The 21,548-nt window shown below is 50.5% G+C and carries 21 protein-coding genes and 1 other RNA gene; 10 read left to right on the top strand and 12 right to left on the bottom strand.

Annotated elements, in window-relative coordinates:
- Nucleotide 1: 1 nt before the first annotated feature.
- The 9 genes from NB647_RS01850 to NB647_RS01810 all read right to left on the bottom strand — a co-directional run bounded on the left by NB647_RS01850 (nucleotide 2) and on the right by NB647_RS01810 (nucleotide 9,053).
- Nucleotides 2–1,369 carry a UDP-N-acetylmuramoyl-tripeptide--D-alanyl-D-alanine ligase gene (locus NB647_RS01850; protein WP_269283860.1) on the bottom strand — a complete coding sequence of 456 codons (1,368 nt, stop codon included), beginning with the start codon at nucleotides 1,367–1,369 and terminating at the stop codon, nucleotides 2–4.
- Nucleotides 1,366–2,886 carry a UDP-N-acetylmuramoyl-L-alanyl-D-glutamate--2,6-diaminopimelate ligase gene (locus NB647_RS01845; RefSeq protein ID WP_269283858.1) on the bottom strand — a complete coding sequence of 507 codons (1,521 nt, stop codon included), beginning with the start codon at nucleotides 2,884–2,886 and terminating at the stop codon, nucleotides 1,366–1,368. The genes NB647_RS01850 and NB647_RS01845 overlap by 4 nt, the downstream gene beginning before the upstream one ends.
- A complete protein-coding gene (locus tag NB647_RS01840) occupies nucleotides 2,883–4,655 on the bottom strand; it encodes a peptidoglycan D,D-transpeptidase FtsI family protein (protein ID WP_269283856.1) in 1,773 nt (590 codons plus the stop codon). The genes NB647_RS01845 and NB647_RS01840 overlap by 4 nt, the downstream gene beginning before the upstream one ends.
- A complete protein-coding gene (gene ftsL, locus NB647_RS01835; protein WP_269278132.1) occupies nucleotides 4,652–4,924 on the bottom strand; it encodes a cell division protein FtsL in 273 nt (90 codons plus the stop codon). The genes NB647_RS01840 and ftsL overlap by 4 nt, the downstream gene beginning before the upstream one ends.
- A complete protein-coding gene (gene rsmH / locus NB647_RS01830; RefSeq protein WP_269264852.1) occupies nucleotides 4,914–5,873 on the bottom strand; it encodes a 16S rRNA (cytosine(1402)-N(4))-methyltransferase RsmH in 960 nt (319 codons plus the stop codon). Before rsmH ends, ftsL begins: the two co-directional genes overlap by 11 nt.
- Before the next feature lie 20 nt (nucleotides 5,874–5,893).
- Entirely contained in the window at nucleotides 5,894–6,322 is a 429-nt protein-coding gene (gene mraZ / locus NB647_RS01825; protein ID WP_269283854.1) for a division/cell wall cluster transcriptional repressor MraZ, read from the bottom strand.
- Between the two features lie 388 nt (nucleotides 6,323–6,710).
- Nucleotides 6,711–7,038: RNase P RNA component class A (rnpB, locus tag NB647_RS01820), an RNA gene on the bottom strand.
- Nucleotides 7,039–7,091: 53 nt separating this feature from the next.
- Entirely contained in the window at nucleotides 7,092–8,255 is a 1,164-nt protein-coding gene (locus NB647_RS01815; protein ID WP_269283852.1) for a phospholipase D-like domain-containing protein, read from the bottom strand.
- A gap of 3 nt (nucleotides 8,256–8,258) precedes the next feature.
- Complete coding sequence (locus tag NB647_RS01810) at nucleotides 8,259–9,053, bottom strand: endonuclease/exonuclease/phosphatase family protein (protein ID WP_269284691.1); 795 nt, start codon at nucleotides 9,051–9,053, stop codon at nucleotides 8,259–8,261.
- 256 nt (nucleotides 9,054–9,309) lie between these two features.
- Here NB647_RS01810 and waaA point away from each other — a divergent pair, with 256 nt between their 5' ends.
- Nucleotides 9,310–10,590, top strand: coding sequence for a lipid IV(A) 3-deoxy-D-manno-octulosonic acid transferase (gene waaA / locus NB647_RS01805; RefSeq protein WP_269283850.1), 1,281 nt, complete (start codon nucleotides 9,310–9,312; stop codon nucleotides 10,588–10,590).
- Nucleotides 10,591–10,620: 30 nt separating this feature from the next.
- Here waaA and NB647_RS01800 read toward each other — a convergent pair whose 3' ends face one another.
- On the bottom strand, nucleotides 10,621–11,310 hold the full coding sequence (locus tag NB647_RS01800) for a sensor histidine kinase (RefSeq protein ID WP_269283848.1): 690 nt from the start codon (nucleotides 11,308–11,310) through the stop codon (nucleotides 10,621–10,623).
- Nucleotides 11,311–11,318: 8 nt separating this feature from the next.
- Nucleotides 11,319–11,918, bottom strand: a complete 600-nt coding sequence (gene orn / locus NB647_RS01795; RefSeq protein ID WP_269283846.1) for an oligoribonuclease — start codon at nucleotides 11,916–11,918, stop codon at nucleotides 11,319–11,321.
- Nucleotides 11,919–11,965: 47 nt separating this feature from the next.
- Between orn and NB647_RS01790 the strand changes: the two genes are divergently transcribed.
- The 8 genes from NB647_RS01790 (at nucleotide 11,966) to mtnA (ending at nucleotide 19,897) form a co-directional block, all read left to right on the top strand.
- Nucleotides 11,966–13,219 (top strand): M48 family metallopeptidase, encoded by a 1,254-nt coding sequence (locus NB647_RS01790; protein ID WP_269264846.1) that lies wholly within the window; start codon nucleotides 11,966–11,968, stop codon nucleotides 13,217–13,219.
- Between the two features lie 76 nt (nucleotides 13,220–13,295).
- Nucleotides 13,296–14,117, top strand: coding sequence for a ribosome small subunit-dependent GTPase A (rsgA, locus tag NB647_RS01785; protein WP_416143572.1), 822 nt, complete (start codon nucleotides 13,296–13,298; stop codon nucleotides 14,115–14,117).
- A gap of 126 nt (nucleotides 14,118–14,243) precedes the next feature.
- Nucleotides 14,244–15,155: an ornithine carbamoyltransferase gene (argF, locus tag NB647_RS01780; protein ID WP_269283844.1), complete on the top strand. Its 912-nt coding sequence runs from the start codon at nucleotides 14,244–14,246 to the stop codon at nucleotides 15,153–15,155.
- A 173-nt stretch (nucleotides 15,156–15,328) separates the two neighbouring features.
- On the top strand, nucleotides 15,329–16,555 hold the full coding sequence (locus NB647_RS01775; RefSeq protein ID WP_269283841.1) for an argininosuccinate synthase: 1,227 nt from the start codon (nucleotides 15,329–15,331) through the stop codon (nucleotides 16,553–16,555).
- 167 nt (nucleotides 16,556–16,722) lie between these two features.
- A complete protein-coding gene (locus NB647_RS01770; protein ID WP_269283840.1) occupies nucleotides 16,723–17,589 on the top strand; it encodes an S-methyl-5'-thioadenosine phosphorylase in 867 nt (288 codons plus the stop codon).
- Nucleotides 17,590–18,273: a class II aldolase/adducin family protein gene (locus NB647_RS01765; RefSeq protein ID WP_269264842.1), complete on the top strand. Its 684-nt coding sequence runs from the start codon at nucleotides 17,590–17,592 to the stop codon at nucleotides 18,271–18,273. It abuts the gene before it with no gap.
- 24 nt (nucleotides 18,274–18,297) lie between these two features.
- Complete coding sequence (locus tag NB647_RS01760; protein ID WP_269264841.1) at nucleotides 18,298–18,825, top strand: adenine phosphoribosyltransferase; 528 nt, start codon at nucleotides 18,298–18,300, stop codon at nucleotides 18,823–18,825.
- A 4-nt stretch (nucleotides 18,826–18,829) separates the two neighbouring features.
- Entirely contained in the window at nucleotides 18,830–19,897 is a 1,068-nt protein-coding gene (gene mtnA, locus NB647_RS01755) for an S-methyl-5-thioribose-1-phosphate isomerase (RefSeq protein ID WP_269283837.1), read from the top strand.
- A 7-nt stretch (nucleotides 19,898–19,904) separates the two neighbouring features.
- On the opposite strand, the gene murB is transcribed toward mtnA, so the two are convergent.
- Complete coding sequence (murB, locus tag NB647_RS01750) at nucleotides 19,905–20,942, bottom strand: UDP-N-acetylmuramate dehydrogenase (protein ID WP_269283834.1); 1,038 nt, start codon at nucleotides 20,940–20,942, stop codon at nucleotides 19,905–19,907.
- Nucleotides 20,943–21,055: 113 nt separating this feature from the next.
- Here murB and NB647_RS01745 point away from each other — a divergent pair, with 113 nt between their 5' ends.
- Nucleotides 21,056–21,541, top strand: a complete 486-nt coding sequence (locus tag NB647_RS01745) for a YajQ family cyclic di-GMP-binding protein (protein WP_269264838.1) — start codon at nucleotides 21,056–21,058, stop codon at nucleotides 21,539–21,541.
- Nucleotides 21,542–21,548: the final 7 nt, after the last annotated feature.

The following is a 21,548-nucleotide window of genomic DNA, read 5'->3' as shown; positions in this document are numbered from 1 at the left end:
ATTAACGACCTTCCCTGTTCATTTCATTCATCAATTGTTCCACGACCCTTTCCATTCTCATAAAACGGGACCCTTTAACCAGTACAGTCATTTGCGGTTCAACCAGTTTTCTGAGAGTCCTGCTCATTTCATCCATTTCCGTGAAATGATGCGCATTTCTTCCGTATCCCTGTGAAGCGAACCGTGCCATTTCACCGAATGTGAAAAAATGTCCTATCCGGCGTTTCCTGGCATATTCGCCGACCTCGATATGAAAAAGCTCTCCGTTACTTCCGACTTCTCCCATATCTCCCAGAACAAAAATACTGTCAGAAGACATGTCAGCCAGCACATCGATCGCCGCCCGGACCGAATCCGGATTGGCATTATAAGTATCGTCAATCAGCAATGCACCATTAAATGCGGTCTTTCTTTCAAGCCTGCCATGAACGGGTACGAAATTTTCCAGTCCCGCGACGATGGCTCTCTTGTCTATACCGGCAGCATAACTGCATGCCGCAGCGGCCATGGCATTTCTGACGTTATGACGGCCACTTGTCGACAATGTCATCCCGACCGTGTCACCCGCGAAAGACATGGACACCCGGGTCTTGCCGTTTTCCAACCGATAATCCGCCGTCACATCCGCAGTTCGGCAAAAACCGAACGTGACAATACGCCGATGTACCGCATAATCCGTCCATAAAGAAGAATAGGCATCATCGGCAGGAAAAACGGCGATTCCGCTTTCCGGCAAAGACTGGATAACCGTCCCGTTTTCCCGCGCAACGGCTTCAACACTTTGCATGAATTCCTGATGCTCGCGCTGCGCATTGTTGACAAGACCGATCGTCGGCTGTGCGATTGACGCCAGATAAGCCATTTCCCCGGTATGATTCATGCCCAATTCGATCACGGCAGCCTTGTGCATTTCCTCCAGCCGGAAAATCGTCAGTGGCACACCAATATCGTTATTGAAATTGCCCGATGTCGCCAGATACGCATCGTCACCATAGGCTGCCCGGAAAATGGAAGCGATCATTTCCTTGACTGTCGTCTTGCCGTTACTCCCCGTCACCCCGACAACCGGTATTCTGAATTGCCTGCGCCAGTTCATGGCAATTTCACCCATTGCCAGACGGGTATTTGCGACAACCAGCGCCGGCAATGGATAATTTTCAGGCAATCTTTCCACAAGCACGGCAGAAGCCCCTTTATCGGCGACATCCGCCAGAAACCGGTGTGCATCAAAATTTTCGCCATTCAAGGCAATAAACAGATTGCCCGGCCGTACCTGGCGACTGTCCGTTGAAACACCGGCAAAAGCGGCATCAGAAGTCATTCTGCCGTCCACAACCCAGCGGACCAGCTGAGAAAGAGTCACTTTCATACCGCCACCTTCATATTCGAAACACGCGAAGCCAGTGCCAATGCGACATGATCCGCATCGGCAAACGGCAATTTCACGCCTTTTATTTCCTGATACGTTTCGTGCCCTTTTCCCGCGAGAAAAATCACATCGTTTTTCGATGCCTGCCGTACCGCCTGCAAAATGGCTGTTGCCCTGTCCTCAAACATCTGTGGTTTTCTCCGCATTCCCGAAACGATCTGCCTCATGATCTCTCCCGGCTCTTCACTGCGAGGATTGTCACTGGTAACAATGACGAAATCGGCCCGCTCGGAGACGGCTCCCATTTGGGAACGCTTGCCATGATCCCGATCACCGCCACACCCGAAAACACACCACAATTTTCCGTTCCTGTCATTGGCAACCTGTCTTAACGCCGCCAGTCCCTTTTCCATTGCATCCGGAGTATGTGCGAAATCGATTACGACAAGGGGTGTTTCGCCCCCACCCATCTGTTGCATACGCCCGGGAGGCGGTGACAGCTCACCCAAAGACCGGACCGCTTCATTCCACGACATACCAGCCGCCAGCAAAACACCCAATACACCCAGTATGTTGCTGACATTGAAACGACCGATCAAACGCGTCCTGACCCTTGCCGTACCGACAGGCGATTCCACCCGGAATTCAATGCCGTGTATACGATTTCGAAGGTCGTACGCCCTAAGGACCGGAAAACCGGTATCGGTGACGCTCTCCAGAGTAAATCCGGTCAATGCGACTTTTCCGGCAAGTTCATTGGCCAGCTCGATACCCATCGGATCGTCAAGATTCAACACCGCATATTTCAGCCCCGGCCAGTCGAAAAGCTTCCTTTTCGCAGCCTTGTAGGCGGCCATGTCATGGTGATAGTCAAGATGATCCCGGGTAAAATTCGTAAACAGTGCGATGTCGATCGGAATACCGTTGAGTCGTCCCTGATCGATACCTATGGAAGACGCTTCCATGGCGACGCATTCGACGCCCTGTTTGCGCAATCTGGCCAGATTGCGCTGCAATTGCACCTGATCGGGCGTCGTATATCCCGTTTCTTCAGAAATACCGTTTTTGCCGTTTTCAAAAACCGAAATCCCCAATGTCCCGATAACCGCAGTTTTCTTTCCCGATTTTGACAAAGACTGCCCGATCCATTGGGCCGAGGATGTTTTGCCATTGGTGCCCGTGACGGCAATAACCAGCATGGATTTTGCCGGGGAACCATAATACGCATCGGCAATCGGACCCGCATATGCTTTCAGACCGGATATTCCAAAATGAGGTATTTTCCATTCAGGATTCCAGGAAAAACCTTCGCTTTCATAAATGACAGCAACAGCACCGTTTTCGATGGCATTCGAAATGTAATTCCGGCCATCCGCCGAATCTCCCTCATAGGCAAAAAACACGGCATTACCGGTATCCGGCCCGATTTCACGAGAATCGGAAAACAACTCGCCATCGGGACAAACTGTCCTGAGCCAATGAACAGCCGGCATTATCTGCAAAGGAACATTTCTCATAAGCTCACCTTCGCCATCTTGTCCGCGGCCAACAGTTCATCGACCTGCGCATCCGGAGATATATTCATCGCCCTCAAGGTATCGGCAGCCACGGCAGAAAATACCGGAGCGGCAGCTGACCCGCCATAGTGACCCACAGTGGGCTCATCGATCATGACCGCAATAATGACACGGGGATCGGAAGCAGGAGCGAAACCGACGAACGAACCGACATATTTGCGGACATATCGTCCGTTCTCGATCTTGTATGCCGTACCGGTCTTCCCCGCCACACGATATCCTGCAACCTGCGCCCTGCGTGCCGTCCCCTTTTCTCCGGTCACCATTTCAAGCATATGACGCATCTCCCGGGCCGTTTTTTTCGAAACGATTTGCCGTCCTTCGGGCAATTCATTGCGTTTCAGAAAAGTCAATGGAATCATGTCGCCATCACGCGCGAAAATCATGTAGGAATGCGCCATCTGGAAAAGGGAAACCGAAATGCCATGCCCATAGCTCATCGTCGCCTGTTCGATCGGCCGCCAGGATTTGAAAGGACGAACGCGACCGGCAACGGCTCCCGGAAATCCGAAACGGGGCTGCTGCCCGAATCCGACCGAAGTAAACATTTCCCACATTTCCCGCGGTTGCATTTGCAAGGCGATTTTGGCCGTTCCGATATTGGAAGATTTTTCAATAACCTGAGCGACGGAAATCGTCCCGTTCGAATGGGTATCGCCAATCGTTGCCGTACCAATCGTCATTCGTCCCTGCCCGGTAGGAATCATTGTGGTCGGCTTGACCATCCCCTTTTCAAGAGCCAGTGCCACCGTAAACGGCTTCATGATCGAACCGGGTTCGAATGTATCCGTCATGACACGATTGCGAAGTTGCGCTCCTGTCAGGTGCCTGCGATCATTCGGGTTGAAACTGGGCATGTTCACCATGGCAAGCACTTCTCCGGTATGAGTGTCCAGAACCAAGACACTGCCGGCTTTTGCCTTGTGTTTCTCAATCGCTTCGCTCAAATACTTGTACGCGATATACTGCAACTTGCTGTCGATGGACAGAACAAGATCTTTTCCGTCCATTGGCTCACGTATCGCCCGGATATCTTCGACAATATGGCCGAGGCGATCCTTGATGACACGACGACTGCCCTTTGAACCGGCAAGGACATCCTGCGAAGCAAGCTCAATCCCCTCCTGTCCGATATCCTCCACATTGGTAAAACCCACAACGTGGGCCATCACTTCCCCCTCGGGATAAAACCGTTTGTATTCCTTCCGGGTCTGGATGCCACTGATTCCCAGCTTGACGATTTCATCAGCCACTTCATTGTCAACCTGACGTTTCAGATACACGAAACTTCGATCGGAATCGAGTTTCGCATACAGGGCTTTTTCACTCATTCCCAACAACGAAGCCAGCTTGCCGATTTTCTCTTTCGGCTGTGTCATGACATCTTCTGGAATCGCCCAGATGGCCTTGACCGGCACACTGGAAGCGAGCACATGACCGTTTCTGTCCAGAATTTTCCCGCGTGTAGCCGGCAACTCCAGCGTCCGTGCATACCGGGATTCCCCCTGTTTCTGCAAAAAGTCCGTCGATATCCCCTGCAACCACAAGGCACGGACCAATAACCCGACAAATGCGAGAAACAGCATGAAGAGCACCAGACGCGAACGCAAGGGAGACAAACTGACCTTGAGCTCGGGATTCTCGGAAAAAGACACTCCCTTTGCTGCGGCGACACGCGGATTTTTCAGAAATTTCATTTTACGTATCATGGCAGCGTCATTTTCAGAAACTGTGTATTGGCCGGAGTAACTCGCATCATGTTCAGTTCATTAACCGCTTTTTCCTCTATTCGTGCATGTTTGCTGAGCGTCGATTGTTTCAATTGCAATTGAGACCATTCAATTTCCAGTTGCCGCGTTTGCGTCTGTGCAAATTCCAGTTCAATAAAAAGCTTTCGCGCCCGATACTGGGAATTGACCAGCAAGAGTGCCGATATACCAAGCAAAAGCGCCAGGATAAAAGGCAACCTAATCCGCATTGCAACCTCCCTGACTTGCAAAGACCCGTGTAGCGATACGCAAAATGGCCGAGCGCGCCCTGGCATTACGGCTTATTTCCTCATCAGAAGGTTTCGTTTTCCCCAACAGCTTCATTTCGGGTTGAGGCAATTCACTCGCCCGGATAGGCAAGCGCCGGTCCGGCATCTTCACGGTCGCCTTTCCGGCGAAAAATCTTTTGACGATCCGATCTTCCAGAGAATGAAAACTGATCACAGACATCCTCCCGTTCAGCGCCAGATGACGCCAGCCCTTTTCCAGCCCTATTTCCAGCTCCTCAAGCTCTCGGTTGATGTAAATCCGTATAGCCTGAAATGTGCGTGTTGCCGGATTTTTGCCCTTTTCAAAAGTCTTGACTGCCCTTGCCACGATTTCGGCAAGTTGTTTCGTACTGTCAATGGGCTGTATGGTCCGGCTAGCAACAATCTCCTTTGCAATCTGAAAAGCAAACCGTTCTTCCCCATATTGATGAATAACCTCCGCAATTTTCCTTTCGTTTTCAACTGCCAGCCATTCTTTTGCCGATACCCCGCGAGAAGAATCCATACGCATGTCGAGAGGACCATCCAGCCTGAAACTGAACCCCCGCTTCGCATCTTCCACCTGAGGCGAAGAAATCCCCAAATCCAGCAAAATGCCGTCAATTTTTTTTATTTCTCTCTCTGCAAGTACGCTTTCAAGGCTGGCGAAACTCCCATGAACGATCTCGAACCGTGAATCGGTCATCTTTTCAGCGACACGAACCGCTTCCGGATCCTTGTCAAAAGCGATCAGTCGCCCGTGCTTTCCCAGCTTCTCGAGGATCAACCGACTGTGTCCTCCACGACCGAACGTCCCATCCAGATAAATCCCGTTAACACGTTCTCCCTGTATATCCAGGGCATCCACTGCTTCATTCAGCAATACCGAATCATGAGTCAATTCCGGCACTTCCGTTCACCCCGGCACATCTAAAATGAAAAATCCTGCAAAGCTTCCGGCATACCTGATGCAATGGCCTCCGCTTCGTTTTCCATCAGTTTGGCGGCATCCCATATTTCGAAATGACTCCCCATCCCCAGCAACATGACATCTCTTGTCAACCCCGCCGCCTTCCTCAGCTCGGGTGAAATCAGTATCCTGCCGGCGGAATCCATTTCGACATCCGAGGCACTGCCCAAAAAAATGCGTTGCCAGGCTCGTGCAGACATGGGCCATGCCGCAATCTTTTCGCGATGACTCTCCCATACCGGTCGCGGGAAAAACAGCAGACAACCATGGGGATGACGTATCAGGGTAATTCGCCCTTCGCACTGAAGCATCAACGCATCACGATGCTTGGCAGGAATAACCATCCTTCCCTTTGCATCCAGACTGATTGACGAAGCTCCCTGAAACACGTGAATACCCTTTTTTAGCAACCGGCCGCATTTGCAGGAAATACAAAACATATCCCACAAATAAACACAATTTCACACTTTTACCCACTTTATTAGATGCCCTATATCTGGTCAAGAGATTTTTATTAACAAATCCAGAATTTCTTAATGAAGTCAAAGACTTAGAAATGCAACGCCACCATGCCACCGAAGCAAATCATCAAATAAACCAATCACTTAGAGGGCATACTGCAAGCACAATCTTATGCAAACACATGTATTTATACAAAATCAAATACTTTGCATTTGAGTCTTGCCGCATACAGCCGGCCGGAATACAAACGATCCGGAAAAGACAGAGGGGAAAAGACATCGCAGCGACGGACATCGCTTCTGTCAGGGTGAGGAAAGAAAAAGCAAGCCGATAGGCCGGATTCTGTTACGGTGCACATGCACTATGACAGCCATTCATCTAGGCACCGGATTGCTCCAGCGCTCAAGCTTCCTACCCGCACGCTCCGCGGACCACATCAATGCGTGCCTATTTGGAATTGCACCAGGTGGAGGTTGCCGCGTTTCACCGTAACTTAATACGCTCGTCTCTGTGGCCCTGTTCCTCGTCTTATACCCTTCGGCTTTCGACGGACGGCCGTTAACCGTCACCCTGTCCTGTGGTGTCCGGACCTTCCTCCCGCTCCCGGCTGAAACCGGAAACCGGCGGCTGTCTGGCTTGCTTCTTCAGGTCGAATTTTACAGACAACGGCACAAATGGGATAGCACCCCGGACAATTCAGTTGTAATCGCCCCAGGTAATTATTCTCATGACGAGCGTGTAAATCAGAAAAGCCGTGTCATACCATAGCCTTTTGTACCACGGACGATTCATGAAACTGTCCAGACAAACCGGCACAGCCTCTGATATGGCATGTTCAATCCGTTGTTTCAGCTCTCTTGCAAATATCTCATCTTTCACAACAATATTGGCTTCATGATTCAAGAACAGGCTCAACCCGTCGCAATTGCTTGATCCCACGGTCGCCCATTTGCTGTCTATGACAGCGACTTTTCCATGCAATTGGGTTTTGCGATACTCGTAAACCCTGACGCCGTCTTTCAGCAATTTCGGATAAAAAGACTGGGCAACCGAATCCTGTACCCAGAATTCACCGTTTCCGATCAGCAATATCACTTCAACGCCGCGCGAGGCAGCGGAAGCCAGCGCATTTCTGAAGCGTTTTCCGGGAGCAAAATAAGGTGTTGCGAGAAGAATCTGTTCATATGCTGTTCCCATCGCTTTCAAGTAGACCTTTTGAATAGTCCGCCTGTTCCTAAAATTGTCACGAACAATAAAACCGGCCAGAACGGTTCTGGCATTCTTTATTCTTTTTTCCAAATACAATAAACGATATCTGCCGAGCCGTTCTTTAAGAGACAATTTTCCTGTCTGTGTCCACAGCCGGATCGCTTCCTGGTAAATCACCGTTGCAAGGCTGCCCTCGATCCGCACGGCGAAATCCTGCCTGGGTGAAACCAGCATCCGCTTCCTGTTGTAGTCATACCGCAAGTCATTGAGGATATTGATGCCTCCCACAAAGGCGATTCGCTGATCGACAACACACAATTTCCTGTGCAAACGAACAAACCCCCGTTTGAACCAGCTGTTGAAAACATGATATTGAATACCCGACTCATCGAATTCAGCTGCCAGCAAACGGCATACGCCGGGCCCGGTTCCCAGCCAGTCGATAATGACATGAACGTCAACTTTTCTGGATACAGCCCGTTTCAGTGCATCAATAATCCTTCTGCCGACTTCATCCGGGAAAAAAATATACGTTTCAAGATATATTTCAGAAACGGCATCATCAATCGCCCTGATCAGTTCAGGGAAAAAACCGTCTCCGTTCTGCAATAATTTCAGACGGTTATTGGACGTATAACGGACGACAGCCATCCTTCATTCTGTCCGAAGAGATGCGACAAGCGGTACATGATCCGACAGCGCGGTCCAGGGAGCTCCCTGCATGACGCTTGCAGAGTTGACCATAAATCCCCTGACATAAATCCTGTCCAGACGAAAAAAAGGGAACAGGGCAGGAAATGTTCTCGCCGGCAACGGTTTGGGAACCTTGCCCGTCAGCCCCGGGAAAAAAGGCTTTTTCCTGTCGCCCTGCCCGGACAGTTCATCGAATACTTCCTTGACACGGAGTGTTTTCCTGAGCAGATCGGAAAGATTGTTGTTCCAGTCATTGAAATCCCCCGCGATAATGACAGGCGCATCATCGGGAGCGGAACGCTGGACCGTATCGATCAGGGCATATGTCTGTCTGATCCGGCTGCCATTGAACAATCCGAGATGGATGACATAACAATACACTTTTGTTTCAGGCGTCTGCAACACGCAGTGAAGAATCCCTCTTGATTCAAGTGCATGATCCGAAACATCGGTATTGCATTGGGAGACAATCGGATAAGCACTTAAAAGCGCATTACCATGATGGCCATGATCGTACACGGCATTTTTTCCATAAGCGCAATAAAGCGAATTGCCTGCAAGATAAGCGTGCTGTCCCCGATCCTGCCACAACAGGGCATGGCGGTTGGTCATCAGATCATGACGGCCCTGTACTTCCTGCAAGAAAATCACATCGGCACTCAAAGACCGGATAGATCTTTTCAGTTCCTGGATAACGGGCCGATGATCAATCGATGCCCCTTTGTGAATATTGTAAGTTGCAATACGAAGTTCCATAGCGACCTTATCAATCTGCATATTGACCGGTACGTGGCCCTACTTATATCGTATCGAGTTTCCCGCCGGTCATATCCGTTTCAGTCAAAATAAAAAATCGAATACTATTGAACTGCCAGAAACAATATCGATATTTTACTTTGTAAATTTTGTTCAGGTGCAACTGATCGAATTCTTTCTTTGAGGCTTTTCTCACGATAGCATAACTATCCCGATTTCAAGGATAATACTGCCAGTCCTATTGCAAATTGATTCCATGAGAATTTTGTATTCCGTCATATGGTGGCTTGTCCTGCCTTTCGTTCTGTTTCGCCTTTACTGGAGAGGACGCAGGGAACCCGGTTATAGAGAACACATTCCCGAACGTTTCGGTTTTTTCTCCGCCATTCACCCTGCAGGCCGGCGGATATGGGTACATGCGGTTTCCGTCGGAGAAACCCGTGCCGCGGAACCGCTCATCAGAGCGTTGATGTCCCGCTTTCCCGATTGCGAAATCCTTTTGACCCACATGACCCCGACAGGGCGTGCAACAGGACATGAGCTGTTCCAAAACGAAAAAAAATCCGGCAGATTGGTACAGGTCTATTTGCCATACGACACGAACATGATGATGCGGCGTTTCATCCGCCATTACAGGCCATGCCTTTGCATCCTGCTCGAGACCGAAATCTGGCCGAACCTCATCAGGCAATGCACTTGCCATCAGGTAAAACTTGCTCTTGTCAACGCACGCCTGTCGGAACGATCATTGAAAAAAGGCAAAAAAATCCGGTCCATCATGAACGAAGCCGCACGCGGTTTCTCTGTCGTTGCCGCCCAGACAGAAACCGATGCGGACAGACTCGGGCAATTCGGTGCCGGCAATATCGCTGTCACCGGCAGTGTCAAATTCGATATCGAGCCATCGGCAACCGCTCTTGTAAAAGGAATGAAACTGCGGGAATGCATCGGCAACCGCCCCGTACTCATGTGCGCCAGTACACGCAACGGTGAAGAAGCGCGGATTCTTGACGTACTGGAACAGCTGGACAGGAACGCACTTCTGCTGCTCGTTCCAAGACATCCCCAGCGTTTCGACGACGTGGCCGGCATGATAAGAAACCGCAAAATTCCGATGATCAGACGTTCCACACTGCATGATCTTTCCGCAAACGCTCTATCCCCGGACACGCGTATCCTTTTAGGCGACTCCATGGGAGAAATGTTCATGTACTATGCCGCATGCGACATCGCCTTTATCGGAGGCAGTCTTGAAAAACTCGGGGGGCAGAATCTGATCGAAGCCTGTGCTGTCGGAAAACCTGTTCTGATCGGACCGCATACATTCAATTTCGAGGCGATTACAAAGGATGCCATCGCCGCCCATGCCGCCATCCGGATCACTTCGGCTACGGAATTGATGCAACGGGCCAACGAACTGCTTTCCGATCGGACACTGCATCAGACCATGAGCGACAATGCCCGGCTATTTGCCGAAAAACAACACGGCGCGACAGAACGTACCCTCGAACTGCTGATTCCACTTATCGAAAAATGACGGACCGGCAGGATCCGTCAAATCAGAATATCACTCGCTGACCGGAATTCTGAAAATCAGTGTCGTCCCCGAATCGCCTGTGACAATCCTGAATTCTCCATTCAGCAACCCGATCCGCTCACGAATACCCGCCAGTCCATAAGATTTGATCTTGCGATTACGCACTTTCGGCATGCCGATTCCGTTATCGGCCACACTCAAAACAAGATTTTTTCCGTCCTGTTTCAATCCGATTTCCACCTTGTCCGCTTTTGCATGCTTGACGACATTGGTAAGCGCTTCCTGAAGAACGCGGAACAATACTGTCGCACGTTTGTCATCCAGTTCAAGATCCTCGTCATCCGCCCGAAAAACACACGCGGTTCCGTTTGCTCTTTCAAAATCCCTCGCCTGCCAATCTAGTGAAGCGACCAGTCCCAAATCGAGAACAGCCGGCCTCAGATCATTGATCAGCGTCCGGACACTTTTGACCGTCGCATCGACATGCTCCAGTATTTCATCAATCCGCTGCGAACGTTTATCCGCAAAATCATATTCATCCTGTTTCAAAAGAGAAACCTCTATGCGCAACGCCAGCAGGCGCTGCCCCAGTTCGTCATGGATCTCGCGGGCAATCCGTTTTCGCTCATCCTCGCGTATTTTTTCCTGATGACCGATCAGCTCCCGCAGTTCGCCTTCTTCAGCGGTACTTCCCCCATCTCCCCTGGCCAGACGTTTCATGAATGTTTTCAGATCCTGATGAAATGTTTACGGTAATACCGCAACTCCTCGATAGATTCGATGATATCGGCCAATGCCGTATGCTTTTGCATCTTTTTGAAACCGTCAACCAGTCCGGGTTTCCAGCGTCGGGCCAGTTCTTTCAAGGTGGAAACATCCAGATTGCGATAATGAAAGTATGCTTCCAGTTTCGGCATGGTCTTTGCCATAAACCGGCGATCCTGACAGATCGTGTTGCCGCACATGGGTGATTTGCCCTTCGGAACATAAGGTTCGAGAAATTCAATCAATGCATCCTCCGCCATGGCTTCGGTAATATTGGATGCCCTGACACGATTGATCAGTCCGGATCTTCCATGCGTTCCCCTGTTCCACGCATCCATTCCATTGAGAATCTCATCGGACTGATGAATGGCATAAACGGGACCTTCCGCAAGAATGTTCAGATCCGGATCCGTCACAACCAGAGCCACCTCGATAATCCGGTCGGTCTCAGGATCAAGTCCTGTCATTTCAAGATCGACCCAGATCAGATTCAGTTCATTCGGTTTCGTTTTCCTGCCGCTATTTTGAGATGGTTCTGGTTGCGTTTCCTGAGCTTGTGACATAATTCTTTCCTTATCGACATAATCGCCCATTTTCTCACAAGGATAAAATGTCAGCACTCGCGTTTACGCAACTATTCCTGTTTTTTCTGATCCTGACTCTCATCGTCCGTTTCTGGCTGGCTGTCAGACAATTGCATACGGTAAAAAAATTCAGCGACAACGTTCCCAAACAGTTCGCCGGCCGCATTACGCTTCCGGCACATCAGAAAGCGGCAGCTTACACCATAGCCAAAACACGTTTCAGTCTCGTTTCCCTGACTGTAGATACCGTTGTATTACTCGGCTTTACCCTTTTCGGGGGACTGCAATATCTTGCCGGATTCATCTCTGCTCATATCAGCAACGACATGATTTGCCAGATCGCCCTGATATTCGCCGTCTGTATCATTGCCGGCATGTTTGACTTGCCATTGGATTATTACCGGAAATTTGTCATCGAAGAAAACTTTGGTTTCAACAAGATGACTCCGTCACTTTATCTGGGCGACATGATAAAAAACGCTCTGTTAGGCACCACTATCGGGCTGCCGGTCTTGTGGATTTTGCTGGTCATCATGGAAAAAACCGGAACATGGTGGTGGCTTTACGCCTGGATTCTCTGGAGCGCTTTCCAGTATCTGATGCTTTTCATTTACCCGACATTCATCGCCCCGCTATTCAACAAATTTTCCCCCCTGACCGATGAAAAGCTGCGCAGCCAAATCGAGCAACTCATGCAGCGTGTCGGATTCCGTTCAAAAGGGTTGTACATCATGGACGGCTCAAAACGAAGCTCACATGGGAACGCGTACTTTACCGGATTCGGTTCGGCCAAACGGGTCGTTTTTTTCGACACACTGATCGAGCGTCTTTCTCCCGAAGAAATCGAAGCGGTTCTCGCTCATGAACTGGGCCACTTCCGTCTCAAACATGTCGTTAAACGGATTGTATTTACCAGTGCCGCTTCACTGGTGTTTCTGGCACTGCTCGGTTTCCTCAAAAATGAATCCTGGTTTTATGCCGGACTGGGTATCACCCCGGATCTGGCATCGAATGCCGTCGCCCTGGTCCTTTTCGCATTGACTTTGCCCATATTCACCTTCTTCCTTTCTCCTCTTCTGTCGATGGGTTCCAGGAAACATGAATTCGAGGCGGATGACTTCTCGGCAAGGCATACCGACGCCGGCCATCTGGTCAGCGCACTCGTGAAAATGTATGAAGACAACGCATCGACCCTTACTCCTGATCCGCTTCATTCAGCATTTTATGATTCCCATCCACCCGCCAGTATCCGCATCAACCATCTGCTGAGGCATTCATGAAAAAAAGGAACTGCTGACGGCATGTGTTATTGCCGCACATGGACGCCACTATCTGGCGACAACCGGTGACGGGAAAATGCTTCACTGCGTCACTCGCGGAAAAAAAAGCGATGTGGCTGTAGGAGACAGCATCAATGCCACTCCCACAGCAAAAGGGCAAGCCGTCATCGAATCCATCAACGAGCGCCGCTCTCTCCTTTACCGCTCCGATCAATACAAATCGAAACTGCTTGCAGCCAATATCGACCAGCTGTTTATCGTCGTCGCCACTGAACCGGGATTTTCAGATGATCTCGTTTCCCGTGCTCTGGTTGCCGCGGAAGCGGCAGAAATCGAGGTCCATCTCATTCTCAACAAAATCGATATGACCGACCGGCTTGAAAAGGCAAGAGAGCGTATCGGATTTTACGCCTCGCTGGGCTATCCGGTTCACGAAGTCTCTGCAACAGCACTGCCTGATCAAACCCTCGCCAACCTGATGCCTGCTGTCAGAGACCGGACATCCGTGCTCATCGGCCAGTCCGGCATGGGAAAGTCCTCGCTGATCAATCTGCTTGTACCCGGCGCGGATATTGCCACCCAGGAAATTTCGACCGTTCTGAATTCAGGCAAACACACGACTACCTATACACGAATGTACCGGATCGATGAAGATACCGCTGTCGTCGATTCTCCGGGTTTTCAGGAATTCGGTCTGTATCATTTGACGGAAGGCATGCTTGAACGGGCCTTTCGGGAATTCCGCCCCTATCTGGGACATTGCCGTTTTTACAACTGCCATCATTTGACCGAACCGGGCTGTGCCATTCTGGATGCCGTCGAAAAAGGTCATATCGCCAAGATGCGGCATCAGCTTTACCGGCAACTGGTACATGAATCGGAACAGAAAATATACTGAAAAGCTTCTTTGCCACAAACCTTGTGAAAGTACCCAACCGGTCCGTTTTTTTAAAATTTTTGAAAATCCACTATAATCAAATATTAAACTGTATCAATGGCGTAAATTTATCCGCCCCGGTGGTCTATGACAATCAAACATTATCTCCAATTTTCCGACTTGACTCTGTCCGAGTACGAATACCTGATCGAACGTGCTCGCATCATCAAACAGAAATTCAAGAACTATGAACCGTATCACCCCCTGCAGGACCGGACGCTTGTCATGGTTTTTGAAAAAAGCTCGACAAGAACCCGTCTTTCCTTCGAGGCAGGCATGCACCAACTCGGCGGAACGGCTATCTATCTCAACACCCGTGACAGCCAGCTTGGACGGGGAGAACCGATTGAAGACGCGGCACAGGTCATGTCGCGCATGTCGGACATCATCATGGTCCGCACATTCGGGCATGACATCATCGAACGATTCGCGGCATATTCACGCGTTCCCGTCATCAATGGCCTGACCAACGAACACCATCCCTGTCAGGTATTCGCGGACGTTTTCACTTTCATCGAGCATCGCGGCTCCATCAAGGGAAAAACCGTTACCTGGATCGGGGACGCCAACAACATGCTGTATTCCTGGTTGCAGGCGGCTGAGGTATTCGACTTCCATGTCAATGTATCGACACCGAAAGGATACGATATCGACTATCGTCTGGTTTCTTCCGATCACAGCCATTTCACTCATTTCGACAATCCGGCGGACGCTTGTGAAGGAGCGCATCTGGTGACCACAGACGTATGGACCAGCATGGGTTTTGAAGAAGAAAACGCTGTCCGCAAGAAAGCTTTCGCCAGCTGGAACGTGGATACCGACAAGATGCATCGTGCGGCACCGGATGCATTGTTCATGCACTGTCTCCCCGCTCACCGTGGCGAGGAAGTGACGGCGGAAGTGATTGATGGTCCCCAATCGGTTGTCTGGGATGAAGCGGAAAACCGGTTGCATGTCCAGAAAGCCCTGCTCGAGTATCTCGTCAAGGGAACCGTCTGAACCCGGATTCCCTGTCATATCCGACTGGCAGGGAAAAGAGTCCCGTCCCGATACGGAGGACAGGTTTTTATTTCGCAAGAAACGGCATAAAATGTGCCTGTTGAAATCCGGACGTTCAAGCAAACGTTCCACCCAATCATTCCTTTCAAACTGAAACAAACGAAAGACACTTTATGAGCGACGTAAAAAAAGTTGTTCTCGCCTATTCCGGCGGTCTGGACACCTCGGTGATCCTGAAATGGCTGCAAGATACCTATCAATGTGAAGTCGTCACTTTTACCGCCGATCTCGGGCAGGGAGAAGAACTCGAGCCGGCACGTCAGAAAGCCCTGAAATTCGGCATCAAACCGGAAAACATTTTCATCGATGATCTGCGCGAAGAATTCGTCCGCGACTTCGTGTTCCCGATGTTCCGCGCCAATACCATCTATGAAGGCGAATATCTGCTCGGAACGAGTATCGCCCGTCCGCTGATTGCCAAACGGTTAATCGAAATCGCCCGCCAGACAGGTGCCGACGCCATCGCTCACGGCGCTACCGGAAAAGGAAACGATCAGGTCCGTTTTGAACTGGGCGCTTATGCACTCATGCCGAACATCAAAATCATCGCTCCATGGCGCGAATGGGATCTGCATTCAAGAGAAAAATTGCTCAAGTATGCCGAAGATGCCGGGATCGAAATCGAAATGAAACACAAACAGGGTGGCGCTCCCTATTCCATGGATGCCAATCTGCTTCACATCAGCTATGAAGGCCGACACCTTGAGGATCCGAATGCAGAACCGGAAGCCTCCATGTGGCGCTGGACTGTCAGCCCAGAAGAAGCCCCTGACCAGGCCGAATACCTCGACATCGAATTTGAAAAGGGTGATATCGTTGCCTTGAACGGCAAGCGCATGACACCGGCAACCGTTCTGACCGAACTGAACAGACTGGGCAGCAAACACGGTATCGGACGGCTTGATCTGGTCGAGAATCGTTATGTCGGCATGAAATCCCGTGGCTGTTACGAAACGCCGGGAGGAACGATCATGCTGAAGGCGCATCGTGCCATCGAATCGCTCACACTGGACCGTGAAGTCGCCCATCTTAAAGACGATCTGATGCCACGTTACGCTTCCATGATCTATAACGGTTACTGGTGGGCACCCGAACGCGTTGCACTCCAGCAACTGATTGACCATACACAGGAACATGTCAACGGCACAGTCCGTCTCAAGCTGTACAAAGGCAACGTTATCGTGGTCGGTCGTGATTCCAGATCCGATTCATTGTTCGACACCACCATTGCCACTTTCGAAGACGATGCCGGAGCATACGACCAGAAAGATGCCGGCGGCTTCATCAAACTGAATGCACTTCGTCTGCGTATTGCAGCGAATGCCCGCCAGAAAAAATAAAAACGGCGGCTTCATCACTTTCAGGCGGTTTTGCCGTTCGGGGCAAAACCGCTTTTTTCTGTCGATCGCATGTGTATCAGTCAGCTCCTTGTTCTCACTCCGACTGTTGCATAACCACCGGCTTCTAATCAATAATGTTGGCTGAATTTCAACAAACCGGAACAGACATGATTGGCATTATCGGCGGAAGCGGCATTTACAATATTGAAGGATTGACAGACATTCACTGGAAAACGATCTCTTCACCTTTCGGCACGCCTTCCGATGCACTTCTCTATGGCAAACTGAATGGAGAGGAACTGGTTTTTCTGCCACGCCACGGCCGTGATCACAAACTGTCTCCCGGGGAGATCAATTACCGCGCCAATATCGATGTACTGAAAAGAGCCGGCGTGACCGATATTTTATCCGTCAGCGCGGTCGGTTCCCTGAAAGAGAATCTGAGTCCCGGAACTTTTGTCATTGTTGACCAGTATATCGACCGGACGGTTTCCCGCGAACGCTCTTTTTTCGGCAAGGGATGTGTCGCCCATGTTTCCATGGCACACCCGACCTGCAGACGTCTGTCCCGTCTCATCCATCAGGCTGCGGCCCACGCCGGAATCGGAACCGTATTGGGCGGAACCTATCTGGCCATGGAAGGCCCCCAGTTTTCGACTCTTGCCGAATCAGAAATGTACCGGAGCTGGAATTGCGATGTGATCGGCATGACCAATATTCCGGAAGCGAAACTGGCTCGCGAAGCGGAAATGTGTTATGCCAGCATTGCCATGGTAACCGACTACGATTGCTGGCATCCTGAACACGATCAGGTCACTGTCCAGCAAATCATCCGCATTCTGACAGAAAACGCGCTGAAAGCCCAGAAACTGGTAAAAGAAGTCATTCCGCAAATCCACAACGATTTATCCGGTCAATCCTGCTCTTGCCGGTTCGCACTTGAAAACGCGATCATCACAGCCCCCGATAACCGCGACCCTGATAAAATACGCGAGCTTGATGCCGTTGCCGGACGTATTCTCAAAAAAGGATAAATGATGTCTCTCCCTGAAACGGTTCCTGCAACAGCCCGTATCGAACTGGCGAACCGGATTGTAGAAGCCAGCCGGTTGCTTGTTTCCAGGGGTATGAATCGCGGAGCAAGCGGCAATATCAGTATCCGCAACAAAATGACCCCGTCTGCCATGGACGGATTTCTCATTACGCCCAGCGGAATTGATCCGGCAAAAATGACATCCAATACCATCTGTCAGATGAATATGGCAGGAGAACATGAAAAAAACGTCAAACCCAGTACGGAATGGCGTATCCACCGGGATATCTATCTGGCGCGCCCCGAAATAAATGCCGTCATACACACACATTCGACATTCGCGACAACCCTGGCATGCATGCAACTGGACATACCGCCTTTCCACTACATGATAGCCGTTACAGGCGGCAATACCATTCCCTGCGCACCGTATGCCCTGTTCGGAAGCCAACAGTTGTCGGATACTGTACTTGATACGCTCGGAAACGGTTACGCCTGCCTGATGGCCCATCACGGAATGGTAACGATCGGAAACCATCTGGATCACGCCATGTCCATTGCCATCGAAGTCGAATCGTTGTGTGAACAGTACTGGCGGATTCTCCAGACAGGCCACCTCAAATTACTGTCCGAAGAACAAATGAATGAAGTCCACGAAAAATTCAGGGACTACTTCAAAAAATGAACCCATTTTCTTCTGAATCTTTTTATGTCACTTACTTCTTATATTCGCACCATTCCGGATTATCCCCAAAAAGGGGTCAAATTCCGCGACATCACGACCCTGCTTCATAACCCTGTCGGCCTCAGAACCGCCATCGACCAGTTGGCGGAACGTTACAGAAACATCCCGATCGATCATATCGCCGTTATCGAATCCCGCGGTTTTCTTCTGGGAGCGCCATTAGCCTATCTGATGAATACCGGACTGATACTGATCCGGAAAAAAGGGAAACTCCCGGCAGCGACAATCGGAGAAGACTATGACATGGAATATGGTACAAGCACCATCGAAGTCCATACAGACGCCATTTCACCGGGAAACAGGATACTTTTGATCGACGATCTCATCGCAACAGGCGGAACGGCGGAAGCGGCCGTCAAGCTGATCCGGAAATGCGGAGGGGAAGTTGTTGAATGCGCCTTTCTGGTCAATCTTCCCGAACTGGGTGGAAACGAACGTCTCCGGGAAATCGGATGCCCGACCTTTTCCCTTTGTGCTTTCGATGGAGAATAAAATCATGAATAGAGATGGCCATGTCGAGACACTGCGCTGGAATGGCAGGGAAATTGAAATGATCGACCAGAGGCTGTTGCCGGCACGAAAGGAATACGTTGCCTGTAATTCAGCCAGAAGTGTTGCCGACGCCATCCGGGCTATGGTTGTCAGAGGTGCACCGGCCATCGGCGTTGCGGCAGCCTATGGAATCGCCCTGGAAGCCGTCAGACTTTCCGAAGAAATTCCATCCCGGTTCACAGAAAAGATGAATGATGGTTTTACCGCCCTGGCAGCCAGCAGACCGACTGCCGTCAATCTCTTCTGGGCACTCGACCGGATGAAAAAACGCTGGTCGGAAAACAGCGGCAGACCACTGGCCGATCTGGCGAGCATTCTGCTTCAGGAAGCACACGACATACGGGCAGAAGATATCCGGATCAACCGAAAAATGGGCCAGTACGGCGCAACACTTCTCAAAGACGGTGACAGGGTACTGACCCATTGCAACGCTGGCGCTTTGGCAACAGCTGGCCACGGTACGGCTTTGGGTATCTTTCGTTCAGCGGTCGAATCTGGAAAACGTATTTCCGTTTATGCCGACGAAACCCGTCCGTTCTTGCAGGGCGCCCGTCTGACTGCCTGGGAAATGGTTCAGGAAAACATCCCGGTGACTCTGATAACCGACAACATGTCCGGCTATCTGATGAGCCGGGGAGAAATCGATGCGGTTGTCGTCGGTACCGATCGCGTCGCGGCCAATGGCGACGTTGCCAACAAAATCGGGACATATATGGTGGCCGTTCTGGCAAAACGCCACAACATTCCGTTTTATGTTGCCTGTCCGCTCTCCACCATTGATCTTTCCCTTGCCACCGGAAACGGGATTCCCATCGAGGAACGCCCGGCAGAAGAAGTGAAAGGCTTCAGGAATTGCCACTGGGCTCCGGAAGGCGTCGCCATCAGAAATCCTGCTTTTGATGTCACCCCTGCCGAACTGGTTACAGCCCTGATCACCGAAAAGGGAATTGTGGACAACAAAACACTGACTGACGGAGATCTTGCCGGTTTCGTGAAAAAACACCGATCCTGAATGCCAGTCAGATAAAAACCGGTTCCGGCTCAAGCTGTATCGAAAAACGGTCAAAGACATCTCTTTCTATCGCTTCCGCCAATGCAAGAATATCCTTTCCGGTCGCATTACCGTAATTGACGAGTACAAGCGCCTGTTTCTCGCAAACACCGGCATCCCCAATTCTGCGCCCCTTCCAGCCGCACCGGTCGATCAGCCAGCCGGCGGCAATACGGTAACGGCCATCAGGCTGGCTATAGGCAGGTATCTCCGGATATTCCGATTTCAACCGGAACAACTTTTCTGCCGGAACAGTCGGATTCTTGAAAAAACTGCCGGCATTCCCCAAAACGGCCGGATCGGGAAGTTTCCGTTGCCGGATCTGCATGATTGTCCGACCGATTTCGGCAGGAGACGGATCGGCGATTCCCACACGTTCCAGCTCTTTTTCCACTTCGGCATATCCCTTGTTGGGATGCCAGTTTTTCGGCAAGGCAAACGTGACATCCACGATGACCAGCCTGTTTTTCATGGCATTTTTGAAAATACTGTCGCGATAGCCGAACCGGCAATCGGATCTGCCCAGTTCGACGATTTCCCCGCTTTCAAAATCAAATGCCCTGAGAGAAAAAAAACGATCCTGCACTTCAACACCATAGGCACCGATATTCTGGACAGGAGCAGCTCCCACCGTTCCGGGAATCCATGAAAGATTCTCAAGTCCGCCGAACCCCTTTTCCAGAGTCCATAGAACCAGATCATGCCATTTTTCACCTGCCGCCGCCCGCAAATAGATATATTCGGCATCCTCTTTTTCCAGACAGATCCCTTTTATGCCCATGTGCATGACAAGCCCCTCGAAACGGCCTGTTAGCAGAAGATTGCTGCCGCCGCCGATAACCAGCCGGGGAAGTGTCATGAGACGGGCATCGCCATAAACCCGTACCAGATCATCCACGGCTTTCACTTCCATGTAAGCCAGGGCGGTAACGTCCATTCCGAAAGTATTGAACGGTTTCAGGGAAACATTACGTTTAATGTAATCGGGAAAATTCATGGTCGCCATGCAAGAATATCAATGTCAGGTAGCACAGGGGGTTTTTGTCCGCTACAATTGCAGACTGCAATCTTAATGACTATCGATATGCTCTGTCGAGAAATTTGAAAGAAAGGGGTGATATGCCATCTTTTGACGTAGTATCCGAAGCCAATATGGTCGAGGTCCGCAACGCCGTTGATCAGACGAACAAGGAAATCGGTACCCGTTTCGATTTTCGTGGCAGCGATGCCCGTGTCGAACAGAAAGAATATGAACTGACTGTTTTCGCCGATTCCGAATTCCAGCTGGGTCAGGTCAAGGACGTTCTGACAAACAAAATGGCAAAACGGAAAGTCGACGTCCGTTTTCTGGACGAAGGGAAAATCGAGAAAATCGGCGGTGACAAGGTCAAACAGATCGTCACAGTCAAAAACGGTATCGAAAGCAACAATGCCAAGAAAATCGTCAAACTCGTCAAGGACAACAAACTGAAAGTCCAGGCAAGCATTCAGGGCGATGCCGTCCGGGTGACCGGAGCGAAAAAAGACGACTTGCAGGCGACAATGGCCATGCTCCGCAAGGAAATTTCCGAGATTCCGCTTGAATTCAACAATTTCCGCAACTAGAAAAACG

It is taken from the genome of Oxalobacter aliiformigenes (assembly GCF_027116575.1).
GTDB classification, from domain to species: Bacteria; Pseudomonadota; Gammaproteobacteria; order Burkholderiales; family Burkholderiaceae_D; genus Oxalobacter; species Oxalobacter aliiformigenes.
Note: the sequence above shows the minus strand (reverse complement) of the source record. Positions and strands in the feature narration are given on the sequence as shown.